This is a genomic window from Sphingobium sp. TA15, assembly GCF_037101235.1.
Lineage (GTDB): Bacteria > Pseudomonadota > Alphaproteobacteria > Sphingomonadales > Sphingomonadaceae > Sphingobium > Sphingobium indicum.
Genome location: NZ_AP025355.1, coordinates 559,001 through 580,688, shown reverse-complemented (window position 1 = coordinate 580,688; position 21,688 = coordinate 559,001). Strand labels below are relative to the sequence as shown.

Genomic DNA, 21,688 nt, shown 5'->3' with positions numbered 1-21,688 from the left:
CGCCATGCTCGTCCAAGGAACAAATTGTGAACGAAGACCCTCGCATCCGCCGCCTGCAATTCCGGGCCTGGCATCGCGGCATCAAGGAAGCGGACCTCGCGGTGGGCGGATTTTTCGATCGCTACCATGCGGAATGGGGCGAAGAGGAACTGGATTGGTTCGAACGGTTTATCGAGGAACAGGATGCCGACATCATGGCCTGGGCCCTGGGCACGCTGCCGCTGCCGGAACAATGGCGCGGGCCGATGTGGGAAAGGTTCGCGAAGATGGATTTCGTGGAGATCGGGAAGAAGTAGCCTCACGCGCCCCTCCCGCAAGCGGAAGGGGCTGGGGGTGGGCCTGCTCCACCGCCGTTGCAATGCCCACCCCTAACCCCTCCCGCTTGCGGGAGGGGGACTGAGTAAAGAATGACCGACCTTCTCAAGATTCTCAAAGCCTCCGCCCCGATGACCCTTTCCGGCGTGCCGGCCGGTTTCCAGCCCTGGCTGCTGGCGGATATCGCGCGGGCAGCCCCGTCCCGCACCCTGTTCGTCGCCCCTGACGAACAGCTCATGCGCGCCGTGGCGGATACCGCGCATTATTTCGCGCCGGAGATCGAGATCGTCGAAATCCCCGCCTGGGACTGCCTGCCCTATGACCGGGCCAGCCCTTCGCTGCGCACCGCCGCGGCGCGGCTGGCGGGCCTCTACGCCCTGCAAGGGAGGCCGCAGGGGCCGCAACTCGTCCTCACCACGCTCAACGCCCTCACCCAGCGCACGCTGACGCCGTTCCGCGTGCGGCAACTGGTGGCGAAGCTCGCGCCCAAGGAACGGATCGCCATCTCGCGGCTGGCCGACATGCTGCAGGCCAATGGCTATGTGCGCACCGACACCGTGCATGATCGGGGCGAGTTCGCCATACGCGGCGGCATTGTCGACCTGTTCCCAGGCGGCGAGGAACAGCCGCTCAGGCTCGATTTCTTCGGAGACGAGATAGAGACGGTGCGCCGCTTCGATCCCGCCGACCAGCGGACCAGCGGCAGCGTCGAGGGCTTCACCCTGCTCCCGGCGTCGGAGGCTTTGCTGGACGAGGAGACGATCAAGCGTTTCCGCGGCCGCTATCGCGAAATTTTCGGCGCCACGGCCACCGGCGACCCGCTCTATCAGGCGGTGAGCGACGGGCGCCGCCTGCAGGGCATGGAACATTGGCTGCCGCTGTTCGAGGAACGGCTGGTGCCCCTGACCGACCATCTGGGCGACGACAGCCTGATCCTGCTGGACCATGGCGTGGCGGGCGCGGCGGAGGCGCGGTTCGAGGCGATCAGGGACTATCATGCGAACCGCGCGGCGGCGAAATCCTCCGATCCGGGCGCCTATCGGCCGCTGGAGCCACGGGCCCTCTATCTGGAGGCGGAGGAATGGGCCGCCCTGGCGCGCGACTGGCCGATGCACGCCACCACCCCCTTCCATGAGCCGGAAAGCGCCTCCGTCCTCGACTTCGCCGTGGATGGCCCACGCGACTTCGCGCCGGAGCGGGCGCAGAACGCCAATGTCTATGAGGCGGTGGGCAAGCATATCGCCGCGCTCCAGCGGACAAAGAAGAAGGTCGTCATCGCCAGCTATTCGGGCGGGGCGCGGGAACGGCTTTCCGGCCTGCTGGCCGATCATGGGCTGAAGCGGATCGCGGCGGCGGACAGCTGGCAGGAGGCGCTGGGCATCGCGGCCGGGGGCAGCACGGTGCTGACCGTCCTGCCGCTGGATCATGGCTTCACCGCGCCCGACGTGGCGGTGCTGACCGAACAGGACATGCTGGGCGACCGGCTGGTGAGGCGGGCCAAGCGGAAGAAAAGCGCGGACGCTTTCCTGGCCGAACTGGCGACGCTCTCGCCCGGCGATCTGGTCGTGCACATGGACCATGGCATCGGCCGCTATGAGGGGCTGACCCAGATTCCCGTCGCCAAGGCGGCCCATGATTGCGTCGCGCTGGAATATGCGGGCGGCGACAAGCTCTATGTGCCGGTCGAAAATCTGGAGGTTCTCTCCCGCTACGGCTCCGAAAGCGAAGGCGTCAGCCTGGACAAGCTGGGCGGGGAGGCCTGGCAGCGGCGCAAGGCGCGGATGAAGGAACGCATCCGCGAGATTGCGGGCGAACTGCTCAAGACCGCGGCGGAGCGCGCCCTGCGGCCCGCGACCGTGGCGGAACCCGACAGCGCGGGCTATCCCGCCTTCGTCGACCGCTTCCCCTATCAGGAAACCGACGATCAGGACCGGGCGATCAGCGACGTGATAGAGGATCTGGGCGCTGGCAGGCCGATGGACCGGCTGGTCTGCGGCGATGTCGGCTTCGGCAAGACGGAGGTGGCCTTGCGCGCCGCCTTCGTCGCGGCGATGGCGGGGATGCAGGTAGTGGTGATCTGCCCGACCACCCTGCTCGCCCGGCAGCATCACATGAATTTCGAGGAGCGTTTCCGGGGTTTCCCGGTGAAGATCGGCCGCCTGTCCCGCCTGGTGCCGGACAAGGAGGCGAAGGCGGTGAAGGCCGGCCTTGCCGACGGAACCGTCGACATCGTGGTGGGCACCCACGCGCTGCTGGCCAAGGGACTGGAATTCAAGCGGCTGGGCCTTGTCATCGTGGACGAGGAACAGCGGTTCGGCGTGACGCACAAGGAACGGCTGAAGTCGCTCAAGACCGACGTCCATGTGCTGACGCTGACGGCGACGCCCATTCCGCGCACCTTGCAGATGGCGATGTCGGGCCTGCGGGAACTGTCGGTCATCCAGACGCCGCCGGTGGATCGCCTGGCGGTGCGGACCTACATCATGCCGTGGGACGGAGTGGTGATCCGCGAGGCGCTGCTGCGCGAACATTATCGCGGCGGCCAGAGCTTCTTCGTCGTGCCGCGCATTTCCGACCTGACGGAGATCGAGGAATTTCTCCGCACCGAAGTGCCCGAAGTGCGGCCGGTGGTCGCCCATGGCCAGATGAGCGCGACGGAGGTGGAGGAACGCATGTCCGCCTTTTACGACAGGCGCTACGATGTGCTGCTCTCGACCACCATCGTCGAAAGCGGGCTCGACATCCCCTCCGCCAACACGCTCATCATCCACCGGGCGGACCGCTTCGGCCTGGCGCAGCTCTATCAGCTTCGCGGGCGGGTCGGGCGGGCGAAGACGCGCGCCTATGCCTATTTCACCACGCCCGCCAACCGGGTGATCACCGAAACGGCGGAAAAGCGGCTGAAGGTTCTGTCCGACCTGGACACGCTGGGCGCGGGGTTTCAGCTTGCGTCCCACGACCTCGACATACGCGGCGCGGGCAATCTGGTGGGCGACGAGCAGTCCGGCCATATCAAGGAGGTCGGGTTCGAACTCTACCAGTCGATGCTGGAGGACGCGATCCTGGAGGCGAAGGCCGGCGGCGCGGGGCTGGAGAAGGCGCGGGAGAGCTTCTCGCCGCAGATCACCGTCGACGCACCGATCCTCATTCCGGAGGATTATGTGCCCGACCTCGACCTGCGCATGGGCCTTTACCGCCGCCTCAACGAAGTCGAGGACCGGCAGGGGCTGGAGGCCTTCGCCGCCGAACTGATCGACCGCTTCGGCAAGCTGCCTCCGCCGACGCAAAACCTGTTCAAGATCATCGAGATCAAGCAGAATTGCGTCGCCGCCAATATCGCGAAAATCGATGTCGGACCGAAGGGCGCGCTGGTCAGCTTCTTCGAGGACCGCTTCCCCCGGCCGGAGGGGTTGGTCGCCTATATCCAGCGGCTGAACGGCGTGGCGCGGTTGCGGCCCGACAGCAAGGTCGTGGTGAACCGCGCCTGGGCCGATCCGGCGGCGCGGCTCAATGGCGCGCTGCAGCTTTCCAAGGGGCTGGCGAAAGCCGCGGCCTAGGGTGTGTCGACAAATTCAAGATCCGCCAGTCCGAGTGTTCTTGGGTGGAGAAGCGGCCGTTCCCCTATCCGTCACCCCGGGCTTGACCCGGGGTCCCGCTGCCTTGGACGAGGCGCGGTGCAGAGGGAAAAGCGGCTCCCCGGATCAAGCCTGTCCTGAGCTTGCCGAAGGGTCCGGGTGACGGTGAGGCAATGCCGCTATTGGCGTTTCCCCGCATCAAGCGCCAGCACCCCTTTGTCATCCCTGGGACAACAGCCAGCAACAGTCGCGACCTAAATCCCGCTCTGACGACCGGACAGCAAAGTCCGGCGTCGAGCAGGAGAAAGACATGAGTTTGACCCTTATTGCCCTCGCCGCGGCGGCGGCCACGCACAGCGTCCGGATCGACCATGGGGGAAAGCCGGTGGAGGCGACCTACAGCGCCCGCGCCGAGTTCCGCGCCAGGACCATCGGCGCCAAGACCCCGAACCGCACGGACATGCAACGGTGCCAGTGGACCGCCACCATCCTGGTCGACCGGGCGCTCAGCCATGGGCCGGCGCTCAGCCGCACGGTTTCCAGCGACAAGCAGTTTTCGGGCAGCGAGCATGGCGCCTGCACCCCCGGCCGCCAGTCGGGGGAACGCAATCTGGCGCGTCATGAAGGCGAAATCCGCGACCATCTGATCGCGGTTGCGCAGGCGGACCGCGCGCCGCTGCTGGCAGAGCTTGACGCCGTGCGCAATCTTGCCTCCAACTGAGAAAGGGGCGGCGCTGGCCTGCGCCTTTCTGGCCTGCGCCTTCCAGGCTGGCGTCGGCGCCGGCCCCGCCTTCGCGCAATATGCCGACGGCATCTCCGCGACGGTCGAAGTCGCCAGCGAGGAACGGCGCCGGGGGCTGAGTTGGAGCGAGGGCGACCCGGTGCTGCGGGGCACGCTGTCCGTGCCCGTGGCGGACGGGCTGAGCATCGACGGCACGGCCGCCTCGCTGAGCGGCAGCGACCGGCACGGCGGAGCCGATGCCGTCGTCGACCTGGGCGCGGCCTATGCGCGACAGGTCGGCGGCTGGCGGCTTTCCGCCGAAGGGCGCTATCGCCTTTTCCCTGGAAGTTCGGGGCAAGGCTATGGCGAATTCGGCGCAGGCGCGGCTTTCCAGATCGGACCGGCCAGCATCGATTTCAACGGCAGCTATGCCCCCCGGCAATCGTCCATCGGCGGCGACAATCTCTATCTGTCCGCTTCGGCAGCGATGGGGTTGCCGGGCACGCCCCTCACCGTCTCGGCGCGGATCGGCCGGTCTTCGGGCGATGCGCGCGACCCGGGCCGCGCCGCTCGGCTGCGTCCGGACGGCACCTATTGGGACTATGGCATCGGCGTCGACTATATGAAAGGCCGCTGGTTCGCCGGCCTGCGCTATGCCGACAGCGGCATCGCAGGCCCCGGAGGCCGCCATGCGGGGGCAAGCCTGATCGGACGGGTGGGGTTAGGCCTTTAGCGCCAGCGCCACCAGATCGGCGGAGGAAACGCCCGCCGAACGCAGGAAACCCTGATAATAATCGCAACCTTCGCGGGTGAGGAGGTCCAGCTGCTGCTCCGTCTCCACCCCTTCGGCGATGACGCGCAGGCCCAACGACTTCGCCATATGGATGACGCCGCGCACGATGATTCGGTCGCGGGCGGTCCCGGCGATGTCCTGCGCCAGCCCGCTGTCGATCTTCAGATAATCGAGCGGCAGGCTCTTGAGATAGGCGAGGCTTGAATAGCCGGTGCCGAAATCGTCCACCGCCACCGCCAGCCCTTCGGCCCGCAGCGCCGTCAGCAAGGCGGTGGCATTGTCCACATCCTCGATCAGGCCGCTCTCGGTGATCTCCACCGTCAGGCGCGACCGGGGAAAGCCGCTCATGTCCACCAGGTTCAGGAATTGCGGCATGAAGCCGGGCTGGGCGATGTCCTCCGCCGTGACGTTGATCGACAGGCGCAGATGCGACAGCGCGCGCGGCCAGGCGGCGGCCTGCCGCAGCGCTTCGGCCTGGATATGCGCGGAAAGCGGCAGCATATAGTCGGAACGCCCCGCCGTGGCGAACAGCATTCCCGCCCCCAGAGCGCCATATTGCGGATGGTTCCAGCGGGCCAATGCCTCCACGCCGATCATATGCTCCCCATCCACGGGATATTGCGGCTGGAACAATATGCCGATTTCCCCTCGATCCAGGGCGAGGCGCAGGTCGGTTTCCAACTGGTCGGCATCCACCTGGCGGCTGCGTTTTTCGGAGGAGAAGATGCGGATGCCCTCCCCGCCCCCGACCCTGGCGTCGGCCAAAGCGGTGCCGGCGCGGCGGATAAGGCGGGTGGCGTCGTCATCCGCCCGCGACTGGGCGATGCCGCAGCGCGCCGTGAGGCGGATCAGATGGTCCCCAGCACTGAACGGCCGGCCGATGGCGCCAATCAGTTGCCGGGCCAGGAAGGTCGCCTTTTCCGCCGTCGCCGCCTCGCCCGTCAGGCCGATCAGGAATTCCGTCCCGGCGATGCGCGCGACCATCGCGCCGACCGCCATGTCGACGGTCATGCGCTCTATGCGGCGGGCGATCCGGCCCAGCAGCGCGTCGCCCACGACCTGGCCATAGGCGGCGTTCATGCGGTCGAACTGGCTGATCGACAACAGCAGCACCGTCGTCGCCAGCCCCTGCCGCTGTTCCAGCCAATCGAGCGCCGCCTGGCGCGAGCGCAGCCCGGTCAGGTCGTCCCGTCCGGTGGCGTCATGGCCATGCGCGTCGGACAGCCACTCCACATCCGCCGCGACGACCCCGTCGACCAGCCGCAGATGATGCACCAGCCGGTCGCCCGGACGGCCCGGCGCGGCATGGGCGAAGGCCTCCGGACGGCCGGACCGCATCATGCCGCGCAGGGCGGCGATCACGGAACGGCGCTCGGCACGCGGCAGGCGGCGGATGAAGGTCGCCGGGTCGACGCTCTGCCGGTCAAGGCCCAGATGGCGCGCAAGATTGTCGCTGATGCGGATGCGGTCCCCATCCCTCTCCCAGAACAGCGCGTCGCCGCGCCGGATGCGCTGGGCGCGCCGGCTGTGCGTCGTCCCGCCGACCAGCCGGTCGACCAGCCGCTGCGCCGAAGCCAGCGTGGCGCGCAGTTCGGCGGGCGTGAAGGGCGCGGCAAGGAAATGCGTCGCCCCCGCCTCCAGCAACGTCGGCACCGCGGCCATGTCCCCCGCGTCGACCAGCACGATCAGCGCGCCCCCGCCCGCATCCACCGACGGACCCAGCGACGCGATCAGGCGGATGTCGCCATCGCCCGCGCCGCGCATGTCGGCCAGGGCGATCTGGGCGTCGCTGTGCAGGAAGCGCTGCGCGGCATCGGTGGCGCGACGGGCGGCGATGGCGCGCCAGCCCGCCGCCCTCGCCTGCTGCGACAATCCGTCGCGGTCGCCCGGCGACAGGATGAAGAGGCTGCGCTGTCCGTCCAGTGCGGTCTCGCCGCTCACATGATGCTCCTCGGGACGGTTCACGCCCTCTTCCCTAATGTCCATCGGTTAGCGACCTGTTTACGCTGCCGCAACCAGTGACGCTTGCACGGGGCAGGTCCATCGCCTAGCTAGGACATATGGATATGGCCGATCCTGGACGCACGGCCCTGACCGATGCACTCGGCCGCCGGATCAGCTATTTGCGGATTTCGGTGACGGATCGCTGCGACCTGCGCTGCCGCTATTGCATGGCGGAGCGGATGACATTCCTTCCTAGGGACCAAATTCTGACGCTGGAGGAGATCGCGCTGCTGGCCGACCTCTTCATCGCCCGGGGCGTGCGCAGGATCAGGCTGACCGGCGGCGAACCTCTGGTGCGGCGCGACATCATCGACCTCGTCCGGCGGATCGGGCGGCATGTGGGCGCGGGCCTGGATGAACTGACGCTCACCACCAACGGCACGCGGCTGGCGCACCATGCGCAGGCGCTTGCCGATGCGGGCGTCAGGCGCGTCAATGTCAGCCTGGACAGCCTGGACCCCGAACGTTTCGCCCATGTGACGCGGAACGGCGACATCCGGCCGGTGCTGGAGGGGCTGGCGGCGGCGCGGGCGGCCGGGCTGGCGGTCAAGATCAACATGGTCGCGCTCAAGGGCGTCAATGAGGACGAGATCCTGCCGATGCTGCATTGGTGCGACGATCAGGGTTTCGACCTGACCCTGATCGAGACCATGCCCCTGGGCGAGACCGGGGAAGACCGCACGGACCATTATCTGCCGCTGACGCAGGTCGCCGATTCCATCCGCCGCCATCGCGCGCTGGCGCCGATCCCGCACCGCACCGGCGGCCCGGCGCGCTATCATGCGGTCGATGGGTTGAAGGCGCGGCTGGGGCTGATCACGCCGCTCACCCATAATTTCTGCGCCGATTGCAACCGCATGCGCATGACCTGCGAGGGCAAGATCTTAATGTGCCTGGGCCATGAGGATCATGTCGACCTGAAGGCCGCCTTCCGCCAGGGCGGATTGCCGGCGGTGGAGCCGTTGATCGACCGCGCCCTGCGGCTGAAGCCGGCGGCGCATGACTTCCGCATCGGCGCGGGCGCCGCGCCGGCGGTGCGGCGGCATATGAGCGTGACCGGCGGATGACCGACGACGTCCGGCGCGCCCTGGTCGCGTCCCCCAGCCCGGCAGCCAAGGCGGCGGAGGAAAGGCTGCGCGCTTCCTATGATTTCGTGCCCGTGGAGCAGGCGGACATGATCATCGCGCTGGGCGGCGACGGCTTCATGCTCCAGACGCTGCACTCCATGCTGGAGGGGCGGCGCATCCTGCCGGTGTTCGGCATGAACCTGGGCACGGTCGGCTTCCTGATGAACGAATGGCGGCTCGAACGGCTGGAACAGCGGATAGAGGCCGCCAAGCCCTTCAAGGTCAGCCCGCTGCGCATGATCGTCGACACCGTGGATGGGGAGCGTTTTTCCATCCCCGCCATCAATGAAGTCTCGCTGCTGCGCGAAACGCGCCAGACCGCCAAGCTGGAGGTGAAGGTCAACGACCGCACCGTCCTGCCCGAACTGGTGTGCGACGGCGTGCTGGTGGCGACGCCGGCCGGATCGACGGCCTATAATCTTTCCGCCCATGGGCCGATCCTGCCGCTGGGATCGGCGCTGGTGGCGCTGACGCCGATCAGCCCCTTCCGCCCCCGGCGCTGGCGCGGGGCGATCCTGCCGGAAAATACCGTGATCCAGTTCACCGCGCTCGATCCGGTGAAGCGCCCGGTCAGCGCCGTGGCGGACCAGCGCGAAGTGCGCGACGTCGCCCAGGTGGAGGTGAAGATCGACCGCGCGACGCCGCTGACGCTGTTGTTCGACCCGGAACATACGCTGGACGACCGGATCGCGGCGGAACAGTTCATCGCGTGAAAATTCCGTCATTTGGCGCTTGCCATTGCCGGAAAGCCGCTGCTATAGGCGCGGCCTGCCCAGCGGAAGCCGGGTCGCTCCCCGATAGCTCAGCGGTAGAGCATTCGACTGTTAATCGAATGGCCGTAGGTTCGAATCCTACTCGGGGAGCCAATTTCCATCCGGCGGCGGTGCCGGAAATCCTCCCTCAACCGGCCGGATCGATGCGCCCCGACCCATTTTCCGCGCATATCGGGCCGCCCGCGCATTTTTTCGGACCGGCGGCATTTCCCACCCTTGCCATTTCGCAAAAGCCGCTGCATATGCGCGGCCTGCCCAGCGGAAGCCGGGTCGCTCCCCGATAGCTCAGCGGTAGAGCATTCGACTGTTAATCGAATGGCCGTAGGTTCGAATCCTACTCGGGGAGCCAAACAGGATTAGGCGGATTTTCTGCCCCCTTTGGGGGTTCCTGGCCGGTATCCCAACCGAAGCTTTTCTCAATAATTCCAAATGGTTCGTTGAACTCGACCGTCAGAGACCCCCTGCCCAAAAACTGTTCGAAACTAACAGATTCAAAACCGCATTTTTAGCGTTTGGCGGCTGTATACTAAACGTCCTGTGGGCCTTTCGACCCAACTCCAGCAATGCGATACCATCGTCGATAACCGCATCTTCTACGCAATGCAGGCTGTCGAGATGACGCATGCAACGCTCGCGCTCTTCGCGCCATGTTGCCGCCATCCGGTCATGCATCTCGCCGGAAATACGCCCATCAAGATGGTCCACGTAGAGTTTGTCTAGCCGTCCCTGAAGGCGATCAGCGTCTGCGCGCAGCCGCTCAACAGTCTCTAGGCGCTCACGGCTCATATCCGTGTGCGATTCGCGCAGGGTTCTCTCTGTTGATTGCCGCTGAGAAGGGACCCGGGGATGGAGTGGGCCCCTGGGGTCGGACAGGTATCAGGCCGCGGATTTGACCATAGTTTTGGTGTGTAACTCCTCAAACTGCACCGGGCTCAAATAGCCCAGAGCGGAATGCAGTCGGCGTTCATTGTAGACGCGGTCGATGAACGGTGGAAGATGGGTGGCGACATCCTCGAAAGTCTCGAACGCCATCGGGTAGACCGCCTCGACCTTGAGCGTTTTCATGAAGCTTTCCGCCTTGGCGTTATCGTAAGGATTTCCGCGCCGGCTCATCGATCCGGTAATGCCATTGGCTGCCAGCAGCGCACGGTAGGAAGCGGCTGCGTACTGGGATCCACGGTCCGAATGATGAATGAGGCCCGGTGAGGGCTGCCGACTTGCGATAGCAGTTTCAAGCGCGGCAATGGCGAGGCGGGCATCGATCGACCGACCGATGGCATAGCCAACCACCCGCCTTGACCATGCGTCTAGGATGATCGCCACATAAGCAAAGCCACTCGCAATCGCGACATAGGTCAGATCTGCGACCCAGAGCTGATCCGCACCTGTCAGAGCGACGTCCTTTGCCAGGTCCGGGAAGATCGGCAGATCGTGATCACTGTCAGTCGTTGCGACATATCTCCGCCGTCTCCGCGGCTGAAGGCTGTGTTCCCGCATCAAACGCTTGATGCGCTTATGATTTGCGCAGATGCCCTGGTGCTGAAGGGCCGCCCGTACGCGTCGCCAGCCATAAGCCTCAAACTCATCGCAGATCGCCATGATTGCGGCCAGCAGATCGGCTTCGTCAACCCGCTTCACCCGCCCATGATAATAGGTTGAACGTGCGATACCCATCAGTCTGCACCCCTGGGAGACGGAGATGCCAAGGGGCCGGTGATGACGGATGTAGTCCCGTTTCTCGGCCGCGGTGCGCTTTGCAGAGCCCCCTTTAGAAACTCCAGTTCGAGAGCCTGCTTGCCTACCAGGCGTTCCAGCGCGGCGATGCGGGCCTCATATTGCTGGATGAGATCAGCCGCTTGCGCGTCATCGTCGAACTCGCCCGCCTCATACTTCTCAATCCAGACCCGGATCAATTGGCGAGAAACGTCATGACGCTTGGCCAGCCCATGCAATGTTTCGCCGCCCAGATATTCCTGAACGACCTGACGTTTGAACTCCATGCTGTGGGAACGGTGTCGCATTGGCTTTTCTCCAAAAGCCAAACCCACGGTCAATCATTATGGTCCCACCTGTCCGACCCCAGGGGCCCACTCCAGGAGGCGAGTAATTTCCGCTGAGATTTGACCCATGTTGAACTCGTCCCTGGCTTTGGCGAGCGGGGGACCATGTCCCTCGCTCTCTCTGAGGCAACGGACCGATCGTCGTGATGGATCAACGCCCAGTGCTTGAATCCCATATCTCTCGTCACGGCGGCCATAAGATCTGCGAGATCTGCGCTCGTTGAAGCCTTCCTGACGGCCTGCAGGTAGGCATTTGCCATCTTGAGGCAAAAAGCTTCCCCGGACCATGACAGCCGCGCTTTCATAAGCGGCCCCAAGATGCAGCGAATGCCGCGCTAGAAGCGAGGACCGACCGCGACTGGCAGAAGGATACGCAAAAGATCGCCGTGCGCCGCACTTAGATGGGGCGTCACAACCATCAGGTCCGCTCCCATATCGTGGAAATGCCCTGGCCGCCGCCAATGCACATGGTAGCGAGGCCAAACCGACCGCCGGTCCGCTGAAGCTCATAGGCGAGCTTCGTCACGATAATGGCGCCAGTCGCGCCGATCGGATGTCCGAGGGAAATGCCGCTGCCGTTTGGGTTAACTTTCGCGGGGTCGAGGCTGAGCGCTCGCGTGACGGCGCAGGCCTGCGCCGCGAATGCTTCATTGGATTCAATCACGTCGAGGTCCGAGACCGAAAGGCCGGCCTTTGCCAACGCGTTGCGAGTTGCCGGCACCGGGCCAACGCCCATGAAGGCCGGATCAACCCCGGCATGGCCGTAAGAAACCAAACGGGCAAGTGGCGTCAGGCCGTGATCCTTGACTGCTTGTCCACTGGCAAGGATCATGGCTGCGGCACCATCGTTGATTCCCGAGGCGTTACCTGCCGTAACCGTCCCGCCGTCCTTCTTGAAAACCGGCCTGAGCCCGGCGAAGTCCTCAGCTGTAGCGTCGACACGAACATATTCATCGGTATCGAATGTGACGGCTTTTCTCTTGATCGTGATGTCCACGGGTACGATCTGGTCCACAAACCGTCCTTGCGCAATCGCATGTGCCGCGCGTCGCTGGCTCTCAAGCGCCAGCTCGTCCTGATCCTGCCGTGAAATGCCGTATTCTTGTGCGACATTTTCAGCAGTCATGCCCATGTGGTAGGCGTGGAAAGGATCAGTTAGTGCCCCCGTCAGCCCGTCGAGCATCGCAGTATCGCCCATCTTTTGGCCCCAACGTACACCTTGGGCAAAATATGGCGCGCGGCTCATGATTTCGGTGCCGCCCGCCAAGCCGATGCCGTAGTCGCCCAGCAAGATCGACTGAGCCGCACTGACGATGGCTTGCATACCGGAGCCGCAGAGGCGGTTGACGGTCAACGCCGGTGCTTCCTTGGGAATGCCGGCGCCCATGGCGGCGATCCGAGCGACATAAGCATCGCCCGGAATAGTCGGAATGACACTACCAAATACAACGTTCGCGACGAGATCCGCTTCGATGCCAGCGCGCGCAATGGCGGCTTTTGCTACTAGGGCGCCAATGTCGCCCGGCGTGAAGTCCTTAAGGGAGCCACCAAAAGACCCGATGGGTGCACGGGCTGCGGACACCAGAAAAACCTCGTTCATGCCAAACTCCTGTGAATGTGATCGCGTTACCGTGCGTTGAGGCTCTTGAAGGTGCCGCCGCACGCGGCCAGGTCGACGCAGGCCAGCGCCCAAGCGACTCAATCTACTCTTTGGTCGCTGCGCGCACGTCAGTGGCACTGACTTGCGCTCCGAGCCGGCGGGCGGTCGCGATCGCTTGAAGGCCTGCGACGCCAACCCCCACTATGAAGGCATGTATTTCTTTACAGTCTCCGGGGTAGCTGACACACGGCACTCGCCGTCGCTAAGCTCACTCAAAACAGCGATGCGAATACTCGTCGGGCCGCCCGTAAGGGTAGAATTCATCCGGCCCGGCCTCCGTCAGCGAGCAGCGCAACGCCAGTGACATAGGACGCGGCGGGTGAAGCCAAGAACAGTGCGACGGACGCCATTTCCTCGGGCTGACCGAACCGTCCCATAGGAATAGACTGCCGCACCCGCTCCCTGATGTCCGGATCGGCACCCGAAAGCATGGCGGTCTCGATAGCGCCGGGGCAAAGGGCATTCACCCGAATGTTCTTGTCTGCATATTCGATTGCGGCCGCGCGTGTCATTGCCACAACGCCACCTTTCGAGGCGGTGTAAGAAGAGTGACCCCATGTCGCTCGAAATGCGGCGATCGAGGCGGTGTTTACGATCGCACCGCCACCGACTTTCAACATTTCGATGATACCACAGCGCATAACTCGAAACGCACTTGTGAGATTGATGTCAATCACCTTGCCTATCGTTTCAGGCGCGGTTTCGTGAATTGGCCTGAAACCTCCGCTGACACCTGCATTGTTCAGCACAATGTCGACCCTTCCGTGGCGCGCTACCGTGTCGGCAAACAGCGCTTCGACCTGCTCATGCTGGGTTACATCAACGTTGAAATGGCTCGCTAGACCTCCGATCGCCTTTGCCACGCCCTCTTCATCGCCACTGATATCGGCGACAACGACAGTTGCGCCATTTTTCGCGAACATTTCGGCCATCGCCTTGCCGATGCCCGAGCCTGCGCCCGTGACAATCGCGATTTTGCCCTCAACCTGACCTGACATGATCATTCCTCTGATGATTATCGCAGACGAGCCAGACAGGCTCAGATTTTGCGTTGCTGGTTTGCCCAAAAGTGATCGCGCACTACGCGACGTAGGGTTTTCCCAACCGTGCTACGTGGAAGTTCCGGCCAGATGTCGACCCGTTTAGGCGCTTTCACGCTGCCCAGTTTCGATTTGCAAAATGTAAGGAATTCGGCGGTGTCGATTGAGGAACCTGGTTTGAGTTCGACGACGGCCGTTACCATCTCTCCCCATTTGTCGTCCGGCGTTCCGACGACAGCGCAATCCTGCACGGAGGGGTGACCAAGGACTACCTGCTCCACCTCTCCGGGAAACACGTTGAATCCCCCTGAAATGATCATGTCCCGTTTACGATCGACGACGTAGATGTAGCCATCAGCATCGCGCCGACCGAGATCGCCACTAAACTGCCAGCCGTTTTTACGAATAGCGTTCGTAGCGTCCGCGTCTTTATAGAAGCCCGTCATTTGCATTGATGAGCGGAATGCGATTTCACCAACCTCTCCATCAGCCGCGACTTCCCCATCCTCCGTCATGACCTCAGTCCGAGCGAAAGGGCCTGAACGGCCCACGGACGCGATCCGATGCTCGATAGCTGGATTCGAGAGAATTTCGGCATGATCCCGCGGCGTAAGGGCCGTCGTGAACATGAGGCACTCCGTCTGTCCGTAGCTTTGAATGAGAATAGGCCCGAAAACAGCGGCTGCCTCGCGCAACTTCTCCACCGACATTGGCGCCGCCCCATACATGAGGTAGCGCAGCGAACTCAGATTGAACTCTTTCAACCGAGGATGGGCCAAGATCATGTAGATCAGAGTAGGCGGCAAATAGACTACCGATATCTTGTGACGCTCAATAGCCTGTAGAACCGCGACCGGATCCGTTGAAGAGAGCAGGACGTGCGTGCCGCCACGCGGTAGCAAAGCATAGTGAAAGACTGCGGCAGCATGTGTTAGCGGCGCAACAACCAAGTGCACCGGCGGCTCATCAAAAGGGAACAGGGCATAGATCGTCGAAATAACAGTTTCGAATGACCGATTGGTATGAACAGCGCCCTTCGGTTCTCCGGTTGTGCCACCCGTACTTAGGATGGCGATGGGATCTTCCATCGCCCGCGCAGGGAACGGCAGCTCCTGCGCAGCCTTATCCTGGCACCAGTCGGATAAAGCCGGAAAACCTTCAACTTCCATGTCGATACAGATCGCAGCTCTGAGATCCGGAATGGCTGCCTTGATCGCTAGAGCATGCTCTCGCAGAGAGCTATGAAAGAACAATACTCGCGTATCATATTTGGCCAACTGAGCGACATTATCGAACACAGAATTACGATAGTTGACCGGAACCCAGACCGCACCGGCTTTCAACGTGCCATATTGACAAGCGAGTACCATGCGGTGATTAGGCGACAGCAGCGCAACAGAGCTGTCTGCAGGTAAGCCGATACGAAGTAGTGCCTGCGCAATCGTCCAAGCAGTGCCCGCCATCTCTTTATAGCTCATCGACCCATTGTCATCGATGAGAACCGCGCGATCCGGAAACTGCGCAACGCCATGCTCGAAATGCTCGATAATCAGCATTCGGCTCTCTCCCAAATGCGGCGCGCCGATTCTCGCGCGCCCTAGCTAGGGAATAGGCAAACGATACGCTGGCGTCAACCAAATGACTTTATATTCAGATTTTGGAGCGCGATTTCTCCATAGCCTTCTGGACTGATGGAAGTCGGTCCGGTGTTGTAAAAGTTGCGCGAGCCAGCTCGTTATGTATATCCGAAGGCCCGGGGGACAGCTTCAATATAGTCGCGACCATCAGATTGCTCCTGCCGGCCGATCCGTTTTGCAAGAAGTGCAGCGCTGGGTGATGGCACATCCAGGCTTGCAGCACGACATCTCGGATCTCGCGACCTGCGCAGGACTAGGACCAGTCGACATTCAGTTCAGGGCGAGCCGAAAATGGTAGTTTTTCGTGACCCGGAGCGCAGCGTACTTAAAGTACGTGAGCACCGGAAGCACGGAAAACTGCCATTTGCAGGCCGCCATGGGCTGAATGTCGACTGGTCCTAAGCCCTCGTCACTTTGCTCGATGTTCCGTGCCGAAATCGGCACCACACCGTCCGCATGGGTCGAGAGTGCGAGAATTGAAGCCGCGAGGAAGTTGCTTGAACAGGGCCTGCAACCAAAGTTGACGGCTGCTCGATGCGGTTTCCGGGATATAGAAACCTTCCGACGCGCCTTCATTCGTCAACTCGGCATATCGCCTGCCCGATATCGCGAGCGGCATGGCTTGGTTCGCGACGGTGGCGGTGTTGATTGACGGCTGCTCCTGCAGTCGCGGCTGGAAGCCGCCTGTCTCCGATCCCCATTTCTCGCCGCAGGGGGGGTGCCATTACGCCACCAAGCCTAAACTTTACGCTGCCCTTTTGAGGTCGCTGCTTTTTTTGGATTGGATTCAGCGCGCGGCGACTTTTTCGCAGATCGTGGCGCAACGCCCTTACGCGAGCCGACCGGAGCAGTGAACGCGAGTGACACTTCGGGATGCGGTGGGATCGCAAATGCGGCGTTGTGTGCGGACACATCTGTTGCCAAAGAACGGGTCAGCATCGCGACCACCTCTTCGGCAATCTGATTTATAGCCATGCGGCCGTCTGGAGCGTACCAAGTGGCAATCGAATTAATCGCGCCCATAATTACGAAAATGGCGAGGTGCGGATCGGTCGAAATGATGCTCCCATCTGACTGCCCGCCAACGACGAGAGAAACCATCTCTCGGTCGAGTCGGTCGCGTCGTTTGACGACCACCTCGCGATCTTCAAGGCGAAGTGCGTTGACGTCTGAAGTCACGCCACCAATGCCGTCTTCCCCATACATCCATCCTATGTAGCACAGTAGTAAAATCCGGAGCTTATCAAGTCCGCTTCCATCATATTCTTTGGCCACTTCACATGCACGGTCACCGAGATCTAAGGCGATCATGTGGCAGTCAAACAGTATTTCCTGCTTGTCTTTTACGTAATTATACAATGTTCCCTTAGATATGCCCAAACCCTCGGCGATTTCGTCAAGCGATGTGTTATGAAAGCCACGGCGAGATATCGTCCTCGTTGCCTCTCGAAGGACAGCGTAGCGTTTGAACCTGTGCAGTTCCTCGTTCGTCCGAAAAGCATTCCGCCACTTGGCAACCATCGTCTTCCTTTCGAGCAGGTCGACCCAGCTCGGCAATGCGCCGTTGCAGGACTGACCCTAGGTTCGGTCTATCGACTGACGGTATGATTGTTTGCAGCCCAAATATCAAATGCTAGTCGACAGCGCCACTAGGTGGGAAAGGCGCTGTCGAGGTGAGCGTCGAGAAAAGCCGCGACGGCATCGTTGAAAGCATCATTATTGTCCCCCACGATCATGTGGCCAGCGCCAGGGATACTCCTGCTTTCCAGCTGCGGCATTTCGCAACGGAGACGCGCTATTCCCTGCTCATCGATCACATCGCTGATAGCGCCCTTAAGAACGAGGGTCGGCCCTAAAAATGTTGAAGTGGCGCGCTCTACCCAGCCTTCAGCCACGATGGCCTCCGCCAACCCTTGATGATCAAGAAGGCGCGGATCCCAATGCCAGTAAAATCTGCCGTTTTCTCTCTTTCGCAGATTTCGCGCGATCCTCGCGACATTGCCGCCCGATTGCCGATCCGGAAATGCTTGGCCGACCGCCTGCAGGGCGTCGGCATGACTTTCAAAGCCTTCTCCATGGGCCTTCATAAAAGCCAAGATGGAATCTGCGCCCGCTTGTACGGGCCAGGGCACGATATCTACGAGGACCAACGCCGCTATATGCGCTTTCGAGTGGCCGGCAGCATAGAGCGCCGCCATGCCACCCATCGACGCACCGATGAGGACGATACGCTTGCTTGCTGCAAAACCGTCGCAAATGTGGCGCAGGTCTTCTCCGTGAGCCTGGTAGCGATAATCACCGTCGGCAATCCATTCGCTGTCTCCGTGTCCGCGCGCATCGTAAGACAAAACAGCATATCCACGACTTAACAGCGCTGCTGTCGCGCGACGCCAGGAATGCCTCGTCTGCCCTCCACCGTGGAGAAGAATCGCCAGATAGTCGCCTTCGCCTTCCCAGAAATCTGCCTTCAAACAGTTCGAGTCAGCACCGCGCAGAGTGATCGGCTGCGTCAGGTCCGTTTCTTCAGGTCCATGTGAAAGCACCATTTTCAGTCCGCCTCGAAATCTATCGACGGCGAGGCTTGCATCTCTGACGATAGATTGCAATAGTCTGACGACAAAGTCAGAACAGGTTAGAAAGGAGAACAGCATGGACCGCTACGGCAGCAGCAATCTGGCTTCGGAGCTTCGCGAGCGGCTGAGTGTGCCTGTGGTGGTAGCGCCGATGTTCCTCGTCTCGACGGTGGACATGGTGATCGAGGCCAATCGCGCGGGCGCCATAGGGTCCATACCCGCACTCAATGCCCGGACGACTGCGATTTTCGCCGAGTGGGTTCAACAGATCGGCGCCGCTACGACTGCCTCAGGGCGCGATCTTCCGTGGGCTGTAAATCTTATCGTCCATAGCACCAACACTCGCCTGGAAGCTGATCTCGAAGTTTGCATCGCTGCGAAGGTCCCCGCGATTATCGCTTCTGTGGGAAGTCCGGCAATCGTGATCGAACGTGTCCGTGCTTATGGCGGCCTTGTTTTCTCTGATGCCGCGAGCATCAAGCATGCGAGGCGGGCTGCGCAAGCTGGGGTTGACGGCCTCATATTATTGACCGCGGGTGCCGGCGGCAACACGGGCTGGCTTAACCCCTTTGCCTTTGTGGCGGAGGTTCGCAAATTCTTCGATGGCCCCATCGTCTTGGCGGGCGGAATATCTAACGGTCGGTCACTCGCGGCTGCGCGGATGTTGGGCGCTGATATGGCGGCGGTTGGAACATCCTTCATTGCGGCGGAAGAAAGCGCCGCATCCGCCGATTACCGTCAGATGCTCGTGGAAAGCGACGGCGACGACATCATCCTGACGTCAGAGGTTACAGGCATCCCGTCGAATATGCTTCGCGCCAGTCTCGAACGCTCTGGTTTTGTTAGCGATGGAAAACATGAGAAATTCGATCTCGCACGCGAATTGGAGACGGTGAAAGCGTGGCGGGACGTGTGGGCTGGTGGGCACGGTGTCGGCGATGTGACCCGAAGTGCCCCGATTGCGCATCTTCTTGCAGAACTTGGCGAGCAGTATCGCGAAGCACTCCGCACTTCAGTCTCCTGAGTTCCCACACCAAGAGCCAGGACGCTCACGCTTAGCACTTGACTCTACAGTCAGTTAACAATATTTTGTAGTCAGATAACAAAATTGAAAGTCGCCCTGGCGGCGATGGAGGGGTTTGATCGTGAAAAAATCTAGAAAGCGTAGCTATCTGTGCGGTGCCGCCGTGGCCATACTGGGTTGCATGTCGTCTCCGGCTCTCGCGCAGGGCGCTGGTAACAACGTCTCAGAAACAGCGGAGGCCCCGCGCTCTGGGCTCGAAGATATCGTGGTCACCGCGCAGAAGAAAAACCGCGCGGAGAAGCTCCAAGACGTACCTGTCGCCATCACCGCGTTGGGGCCAACCCAGCTTGAGCAGGCTCGCTTCAAAGATCTGACCGACATTGCGATCCGAGCGCCGGGCGTGGCCCTTGAGGAAAACGGCGGCACGAGGGGCATTGCTTCCTTCAACATCCGTGGCCTAGGCACCAATTCGAGCAGTCCGGCGACCGAGCCAGCGGTGGGCACGTTTGTGGACGGCGTCTATCTCGGCACGAACATCGGGGTGACTCTCGACACGTTCGATCTTGAGGGCATTGAGATCCTCAGAGGCCCCCAGGGAACGCTCCAAGGGCGAAACGTGACAGGCGGCGCGATCCTCATTCGTACACGCCGGCCTTCTGACACGTTGTCCATTAGAGGGCAGGCAAGCATCGAGACCGGCCCCGAGTACAATATCGCCGGCAGCGTCGAAGGCCCCCTTTCCACCGGCGTACGTGCCAAGGTTGCCGGTTATTACCGTAAGGATGATGGCTGGTTCAATAATCCCACGCTCGGACGCGACATGGGCCGGCAGACATCTTGGTTCGTCCGTCCCATGATAGTGCTGGAGCCATGGAGCAACGTCGAACAGACCATCATTTATGAACGCGGCCGCACGCGTGGCGACGGCGGTGTGTTCCAGCGTCTGGCGCTTGCCGCAGACTCAGGTTCGCTCGGCTTTCAAAATCTGCAAGACAACCCAGGTTTCACGAGCACCGACTACGATGCGATTACTTCGGACACGGCGATAAATGTCGGATTTGGCAATGGCGTCATAACCAATATATTCGGATACCGGAATGTCCGCAACGAGTGGCAGGCAGATTTTGACGGTGGACCCGGCGCCTTGTTCACGAATACCGACTTTATGCGGCAGCATCAATTTAGTGAAGAAATCCGGTACGCCGGAAGTTTCGGAAAACTGGACCTGACGGTCGGTGGATATTTTTTCCAGCAGCACTATTTCTACTTGGAGAATCGTGTCCTGCTCGCGGGCGCAATCAACCGCACCTATGGTGGCACGATTGACCAGCGTGCCTTCGGCGTTTTCGCGCAAGGCGAATATCACTTCAGCGACACCTTGTCCCTCACCCTTGGCGGTCGCTACACCACCGAGAGAAAACGGGCGGAGCTATATCTTCAGCCATCGGTCGGCAATGTCAGCTCCTGTGACTACGCCACCAAAACCTGCGGTGTCGGGGGCCCTCCCGTGTATCGCGACAGCGACACATGGCCGACGTTTACGCCGAAATTCAGCTTGAACTACAAGCCTGAGGCAGGTGTCCTCGTTTATGCAAGCGTGAGCCGCGGCATTCGCAACGGTGGGTACAACGTCCGGCAGGCTGCCAACCGGGCATCTCTTCCGGGGGTGGTGCCGGTCGTGCCTGCTAACACCATGCCAGCGTCAAACCCGCGATATGACATCGAAGACCAGTGGGCCTATGAGGTCGGCTTCAAGTCTGACCTTCTCAATCGCAAACTCAGGCTGAACGGCAGTGTGTTCCTCAATACGCTGAAGGGCCTCCAACGAGACTCGATTGTTGGCGACCCTGCGTTTGGCACCATCGCATTGATAGCGAACGCCACCGACGCGACCGTGTATGGTTTCGACGCCGAGATGGTTCTCCTTCCGGTGGAGGGACTGCAACTCGACGCCAATGTCGGATATGTCGACACGGACTATAAAAACGTACGCTTCGATTTGACGGGTGATGGAAAGATCGACGCGGCAGACTATAGATTGAAGCCCCCGCGTTCCGCTCGTTGGTCCTACAATATTGGGGGCACCTACACATATGAGCTTGCGAACGGGACGAAGGTGGCGGCAAACGCCAACTACGCCTTCCGAAGTGCTGCACCTAGTAGCGATGACAACGTCAGATATCTGACGAGCCGTCGGCTGCTCACCGCAAGCCTCACTGTCACGCTGCCGGATAGTCGGTTTGAGATCTCGCTATATGGAAAGAACCTGCTGAACGATTCCAACGAGGGCTTTGTGCTAAACTTGCCGGCGCCCTTTGGTTTCACCGTGCGCGCGCTGGACGAAGGTCGTGTCATCGGTGTTGCAGGAAAGTTCAAGCTGTGACGC

The 21,688-nt window shown here is 61.8% G+C and carries 17 protein-coding genes, 2 tRNA genes and 1 pseudogene; 10 read left to right on the top strand and 10 right to left on the bottom strand.

The features are described from left to right. Nucleotides 1–26: 26 nt before the first annotated feature. The 4 genes from Sj15T_RS02920 to Sj15T_RS02905 all read left to right on the top strand — a co-directional run bounded on the left by Sj15T_RS02920 (nucleotide 27) and on the right by Sj15T_RS02905 (nucleotide 5,344). Entirely contained in the window at nucleotides 27–296 is a 270-nt protein-coding gene (locus Sj15T_RS02920) for a succinate dehydrogenase assembly factor 2 (protein ID WP_007683316.1), read from the top strand. 111 nt (nucleotides 297–407) lie between these two features. Next, complete coding sequence (gene mfd / locus Sj15T_RS02915; protein ID WP_013039806.1) at nucleotides 408–3,872, top strand: transcription-repair coupling factor; 3,465 nt, start codon at nucleotides 408–410, stop codon at nucleotides 3,870–3,872. 328 nt (nucleotides 3,873–4,200) lie between these two features. Then, nucleotides 4,201–4,611 (top strand): hypothetical protein, encoded by a 411-nt coding sequence (locus Sj15T_RS02910; protein ID WP_013039805.1) that lies wholly within the window; start codon nucleotides 4,201–4,203, stop codon nucleotides 4,609–4,611. Then, nucleotides 4,598–5,344: a TorF family putative porin gene (locus Sj15T_RS02905; protein WP_013039804.1), complete on the top strand. Its 747-nt coding sequence runs from the start codon at nucleotides 4,598–4,600 to the stop codon at nucleotides 5,342–5,344. The genes Sj15T_RS02910 and Sj15T_RS02905 overlap by 14 nt, the downstream gene beginning before the upstream one ends. Here the strand turns inward: Sj15T_RS02905 and Sj15T_RS02900 are convergent. Beyond that, on the bottom strand, nucleotides 5,333–7,345 hold the full coding sequence (locus tag Sj15T_RS02900; protein WP_041386337.1) for an EAL domain-containing protein: 2,013 nt from the start codon (nucleotides 7,343–7,345) through the stop codon (nucleotides 5,333–5,335). The genes Sj15T_RS02905 and Sj15T_RS02900 overlap by 12 nt on opposite strands. Before the next feature lie 119 nt (nucleotides 7,346–7,464). On the opposite strand from Sj15T_RS02900, the gene moaA reads away from it, so the two are divergent. From moaA to Sj15T_RS02880, 4 genes are all read left to right on the top strand, one after another. Beyond that, nucleotides 7,465–8,475, top strand: coding sequence for a GTP 3',8-cyclase MoaA (moaA, locus tag Sj15T_RS02895; RefSeq protein WP_041385817.1), 1,011 nt, complete (start codon nucleotides 7,465–7,467; stop codon nucleotides 8,473–8,475). Next, complete coding sequence (locus Sj15T_RS02890) at nucleotides 8,472–9,248, top strand: NAD kinase (protein ID WP_007683197.1); 777 nt, start codon at nucleotides 8,472–8,474, stop codon at nucleotides 9,246–9,248. Before moaA ends, Sj15T_RS02890 begins: the two co-directional genes overlap by 4 nt. A 78-nt stretch (nucleotides 9,249–9,326) precedes the next feature. Next, nucleotides 9,327–9,401 (top strand) — tRNA-Asn (locus tag Sj15T_RS02885). Nucleotides 9,402–9,582: 181 nt separating this feature from the next. Next, nucleotides 9,583–9,657: transfer RNA gene (locus tag Sj15T_RS02880), tRNA-Asn, on the top strand. A gap of 101 nt (nucleotides 9,658–9,758) precedes the next feature. Here Sj15T_RS02880 and Sj15T_RS02875 read toward each other — a convergent pair. The 9 genes and pseudogenes from Sj15T_RS02875 to Sj15T_RS02835 all read right to left on the bottom strand — a co-directional run bounded on the left by Sj15T_RS02875 (nucleotide 9,759) and on the right by Sj15T_RS02835 (nucleotide 18,356). After that, nucleotides 9,759–10,094: a hypothetical protein gene (locus Sj15T_RS02875; protein ID WP_148225544.1), complete on the bottom strand. Its 336-nt coding sequence runs from the start codon at nucleotides 10,092–10,094 to the stop codon at nucleotides 9,759–9,761. Between the two features lie 90 nt (nucleotides 10,095–10,184). After that, on the bottom strand, nucleotides 10,185–11,009 hold the full coding sequence (locus tag Sj15T_RS02870; protein WP_242495903.1) for an IS3 family transposase: 825 nt from the start codon (nucleotides 11,007–11,009) through the stop codon (nucleotides 10,185–10,187). Continuing rightward, nucleotides 10,982–11,329 carry a transposase gene (locus tag Sj15T_RS02865; protein ID WP_037484504.1) on the bottom strand — a complete coding sequence of 116 codons (348 nt, stop codon included), beginning with the start codon at nucleotides 11,327–11,329 and terminating at the stop codon, nucleotides 10,982–10,984. Before Sj15T_RS02865 ends, Sj15T_RS02870 begins: the two co-directional genes overlap by 28 nt. A 457-nt stretch (nucleotides 11,330–11,786) precedes the next feature. Continuing rightward, a complete protein-coding gene (locus tag Sj15T_RS02860; protein ID WP_013039797.1) occupies nucleotides 11,787–12,968 on the bottom strand; it encodes an acetyl-CoA C-acyltransferase family protein in 1,182 nt (393 codons plus the stop codon). 106 nt (nucleotides 12,969–13,074) lie between these two features. Next, nucleotides 13,075–13,179, bottom strand: a pseudogene (locus tag Sj15T_RS02855) (hypothetical protein); the annotation flags it as partial. Between the two features lie 109 nt (nucleotides 13,180–13,288). Then, nucleotides 13,289–14,026: an SDR family NAD(P)-dependent oxidoreductase gene (locus Sj15T_RS02850; RefSeq protein WP_013039796.1), complete on the bottom strand. Its 738-nt coding sequence runs from the start codon at nucleotides 14,024–14,026 to the stop codon at nucleotides 13,289–13,291. Between the two features lie 41 nt (nucleotides 14,027–14,067). Continuing rightward, nucleotides 14,068–15,624 (bottom strand): AMP-binding protein, encoded by a 1,557-nt coding sequence (locus Sj15T_RS02845; protein ID WP_013039795.1) that lies wholly within the window; start codon nucleotides 15,622–15,624, stop codon nucleotides 14,068–14,070. 819 nt (nucleotides 15,625–16,443) lie between these two features. After that, nucleotides 16,444–17,226, bottom strand: coding sequence for a TetR/AcrR family transcriptional regulator (locus tag Sj15T_RS02840; RefSeq protein WP_013039793.1), 783 nt, complete (start codon nucleotides 17,224–17,226; stop codon nucleotides 16,444–16,446). A gap of 128 nt (nucleotides 17,227–17,354) precedes the next feature. Next, on the bottom strand, nucleotides 17,355–18,356 hold the full coding sequence (locus Sj15T_RS02835) for an alpha/beta hydrolase (protein ID WP_081440638.1): 1,002 nt from the start codon (nucleotides 18,354–18,356) through the stop codon (nucleotides 17,355–17,357). Here Sj15T_RS02835 and Sj15T_RS02830 point away from each other — a divergent pair. Next, the gene (locus Sj15T_RS02830; protein WP_013039791.1) at nucleotides 18,355–19,302 is read left to right on the top strand and encodes a nitronate monooxygenase; all 948 of its coding nucleotides are present in this window, start codon (nucleotides 18,355–18,357) and stop codon (nucleotides 19,300–19,302) included. The genes Sj15T_RS02835 and Sj15T_RS02830 overlap by 2 nt on opposite strands. 121 nt (nucleotides 19,303–19,423) lie before the next feature. Then, a complete protein-coding gene (locus Sj15T_RS02825) occupies nucleotides 19,424–21,685 on the top strand; it encodes a TonB-dependent receptor (protein ID WP_013039790.1) in 2,262 nt (753 codons plus the stop codon). The last annotated feature ends 3 nt before the right edge of the window (nucleotides 21,686–21,688 follow it).

Excerpts from the sequence above, each read along its gene's own strand:
- mfd (WP_013039806.1), top strand. The coding sequence starts at position 408 with ATGACCGACCTTCTCAAGATTCTCAAAGCCTCCGCCCCGATGACCCTT.
- Sj15T_RS02910 (WP_013039805.1), top strand. The coding sequence starts at position 4,201 with ATGAGTTTGACCCTTATTGCCCTCGCCGCGGCGGCGGCCACGCACAGC.
- moaA (WP_041385817.1), top strand. The coding sequence starts at position 7,465 with ATGGATATGGCCGATCCTGGACGCACGGCCCTGACCGATGCACTCGGC.
- Sj15T_RS02890 (WP_007683197.1), top strand. The coding sequence starts at position 8,472 with ATGACCGACGACGTCCGGCGCGCCCTGGTCGCGTCCCCCAGCCCGGCA.
- Sj15T_RS02875 (WP_148225544.1), bottom strand. The coding sequence starts at position 10,094 with ATGAGCCGTGAGCGCCTAGAGACTGTTGAGCGGCTGCGCGCAGACGCT.
- Sj15T_RS02865 (WP_037484504.1), bottom strand. The coding sequence starts at position 11,329 with ATGCGACACCGTTCCCACAGCATGGAGTTCAAACGTCAGGTCGTTCAG.
- Sj15T_RS02860 (WP_013039797.1), bottom strand. The coding sequence starts at position 12,968 with ATGAACGAGGTTTTTCTGGTGTCCGCAGCCCGTGCACCCATCGGGTCT.
- Sj15T_RS02850 (WP_013039796.1), bottom strand. The coding sequence starts at position 14,026 with ATGTCAGGTCAGGTTGAGGGCAAAATCGCGATTGTCACGGGCGCAGGC.
- Sj15T_RS02845 (WP_013039795.1), bottom strand. The coding sequence starts at position 15,624 with ATGCTGATTATCGAGCATTTCGAGCATGGCGTTGCGCAGTTTCCGGAT.
- Sj15T_RS02840 (WP_013039793.1), bottom strand. The coding sequence starts at position 17,226 with ATGGTTGCCAAGTGGCGGAATGCTTTTCGGACGAACGAGGAACTGCAC.
- Sj15T_RS02830 (WP_013039791.1), top strand. The coding sequence starts at position 18,355 with ATGGACCGCTACGGCAGCAGCAATCTGGCTTCGGAGCTTCGCGAGCGG.
- Sj15T_RS02835 (WP_081440638.1), bottom strand. The coding sequence starts at position 18,356 with ATGCTGTTCTCCTTTCTAACCTGTTCTGACTTTGTCGTCAGACTATTG.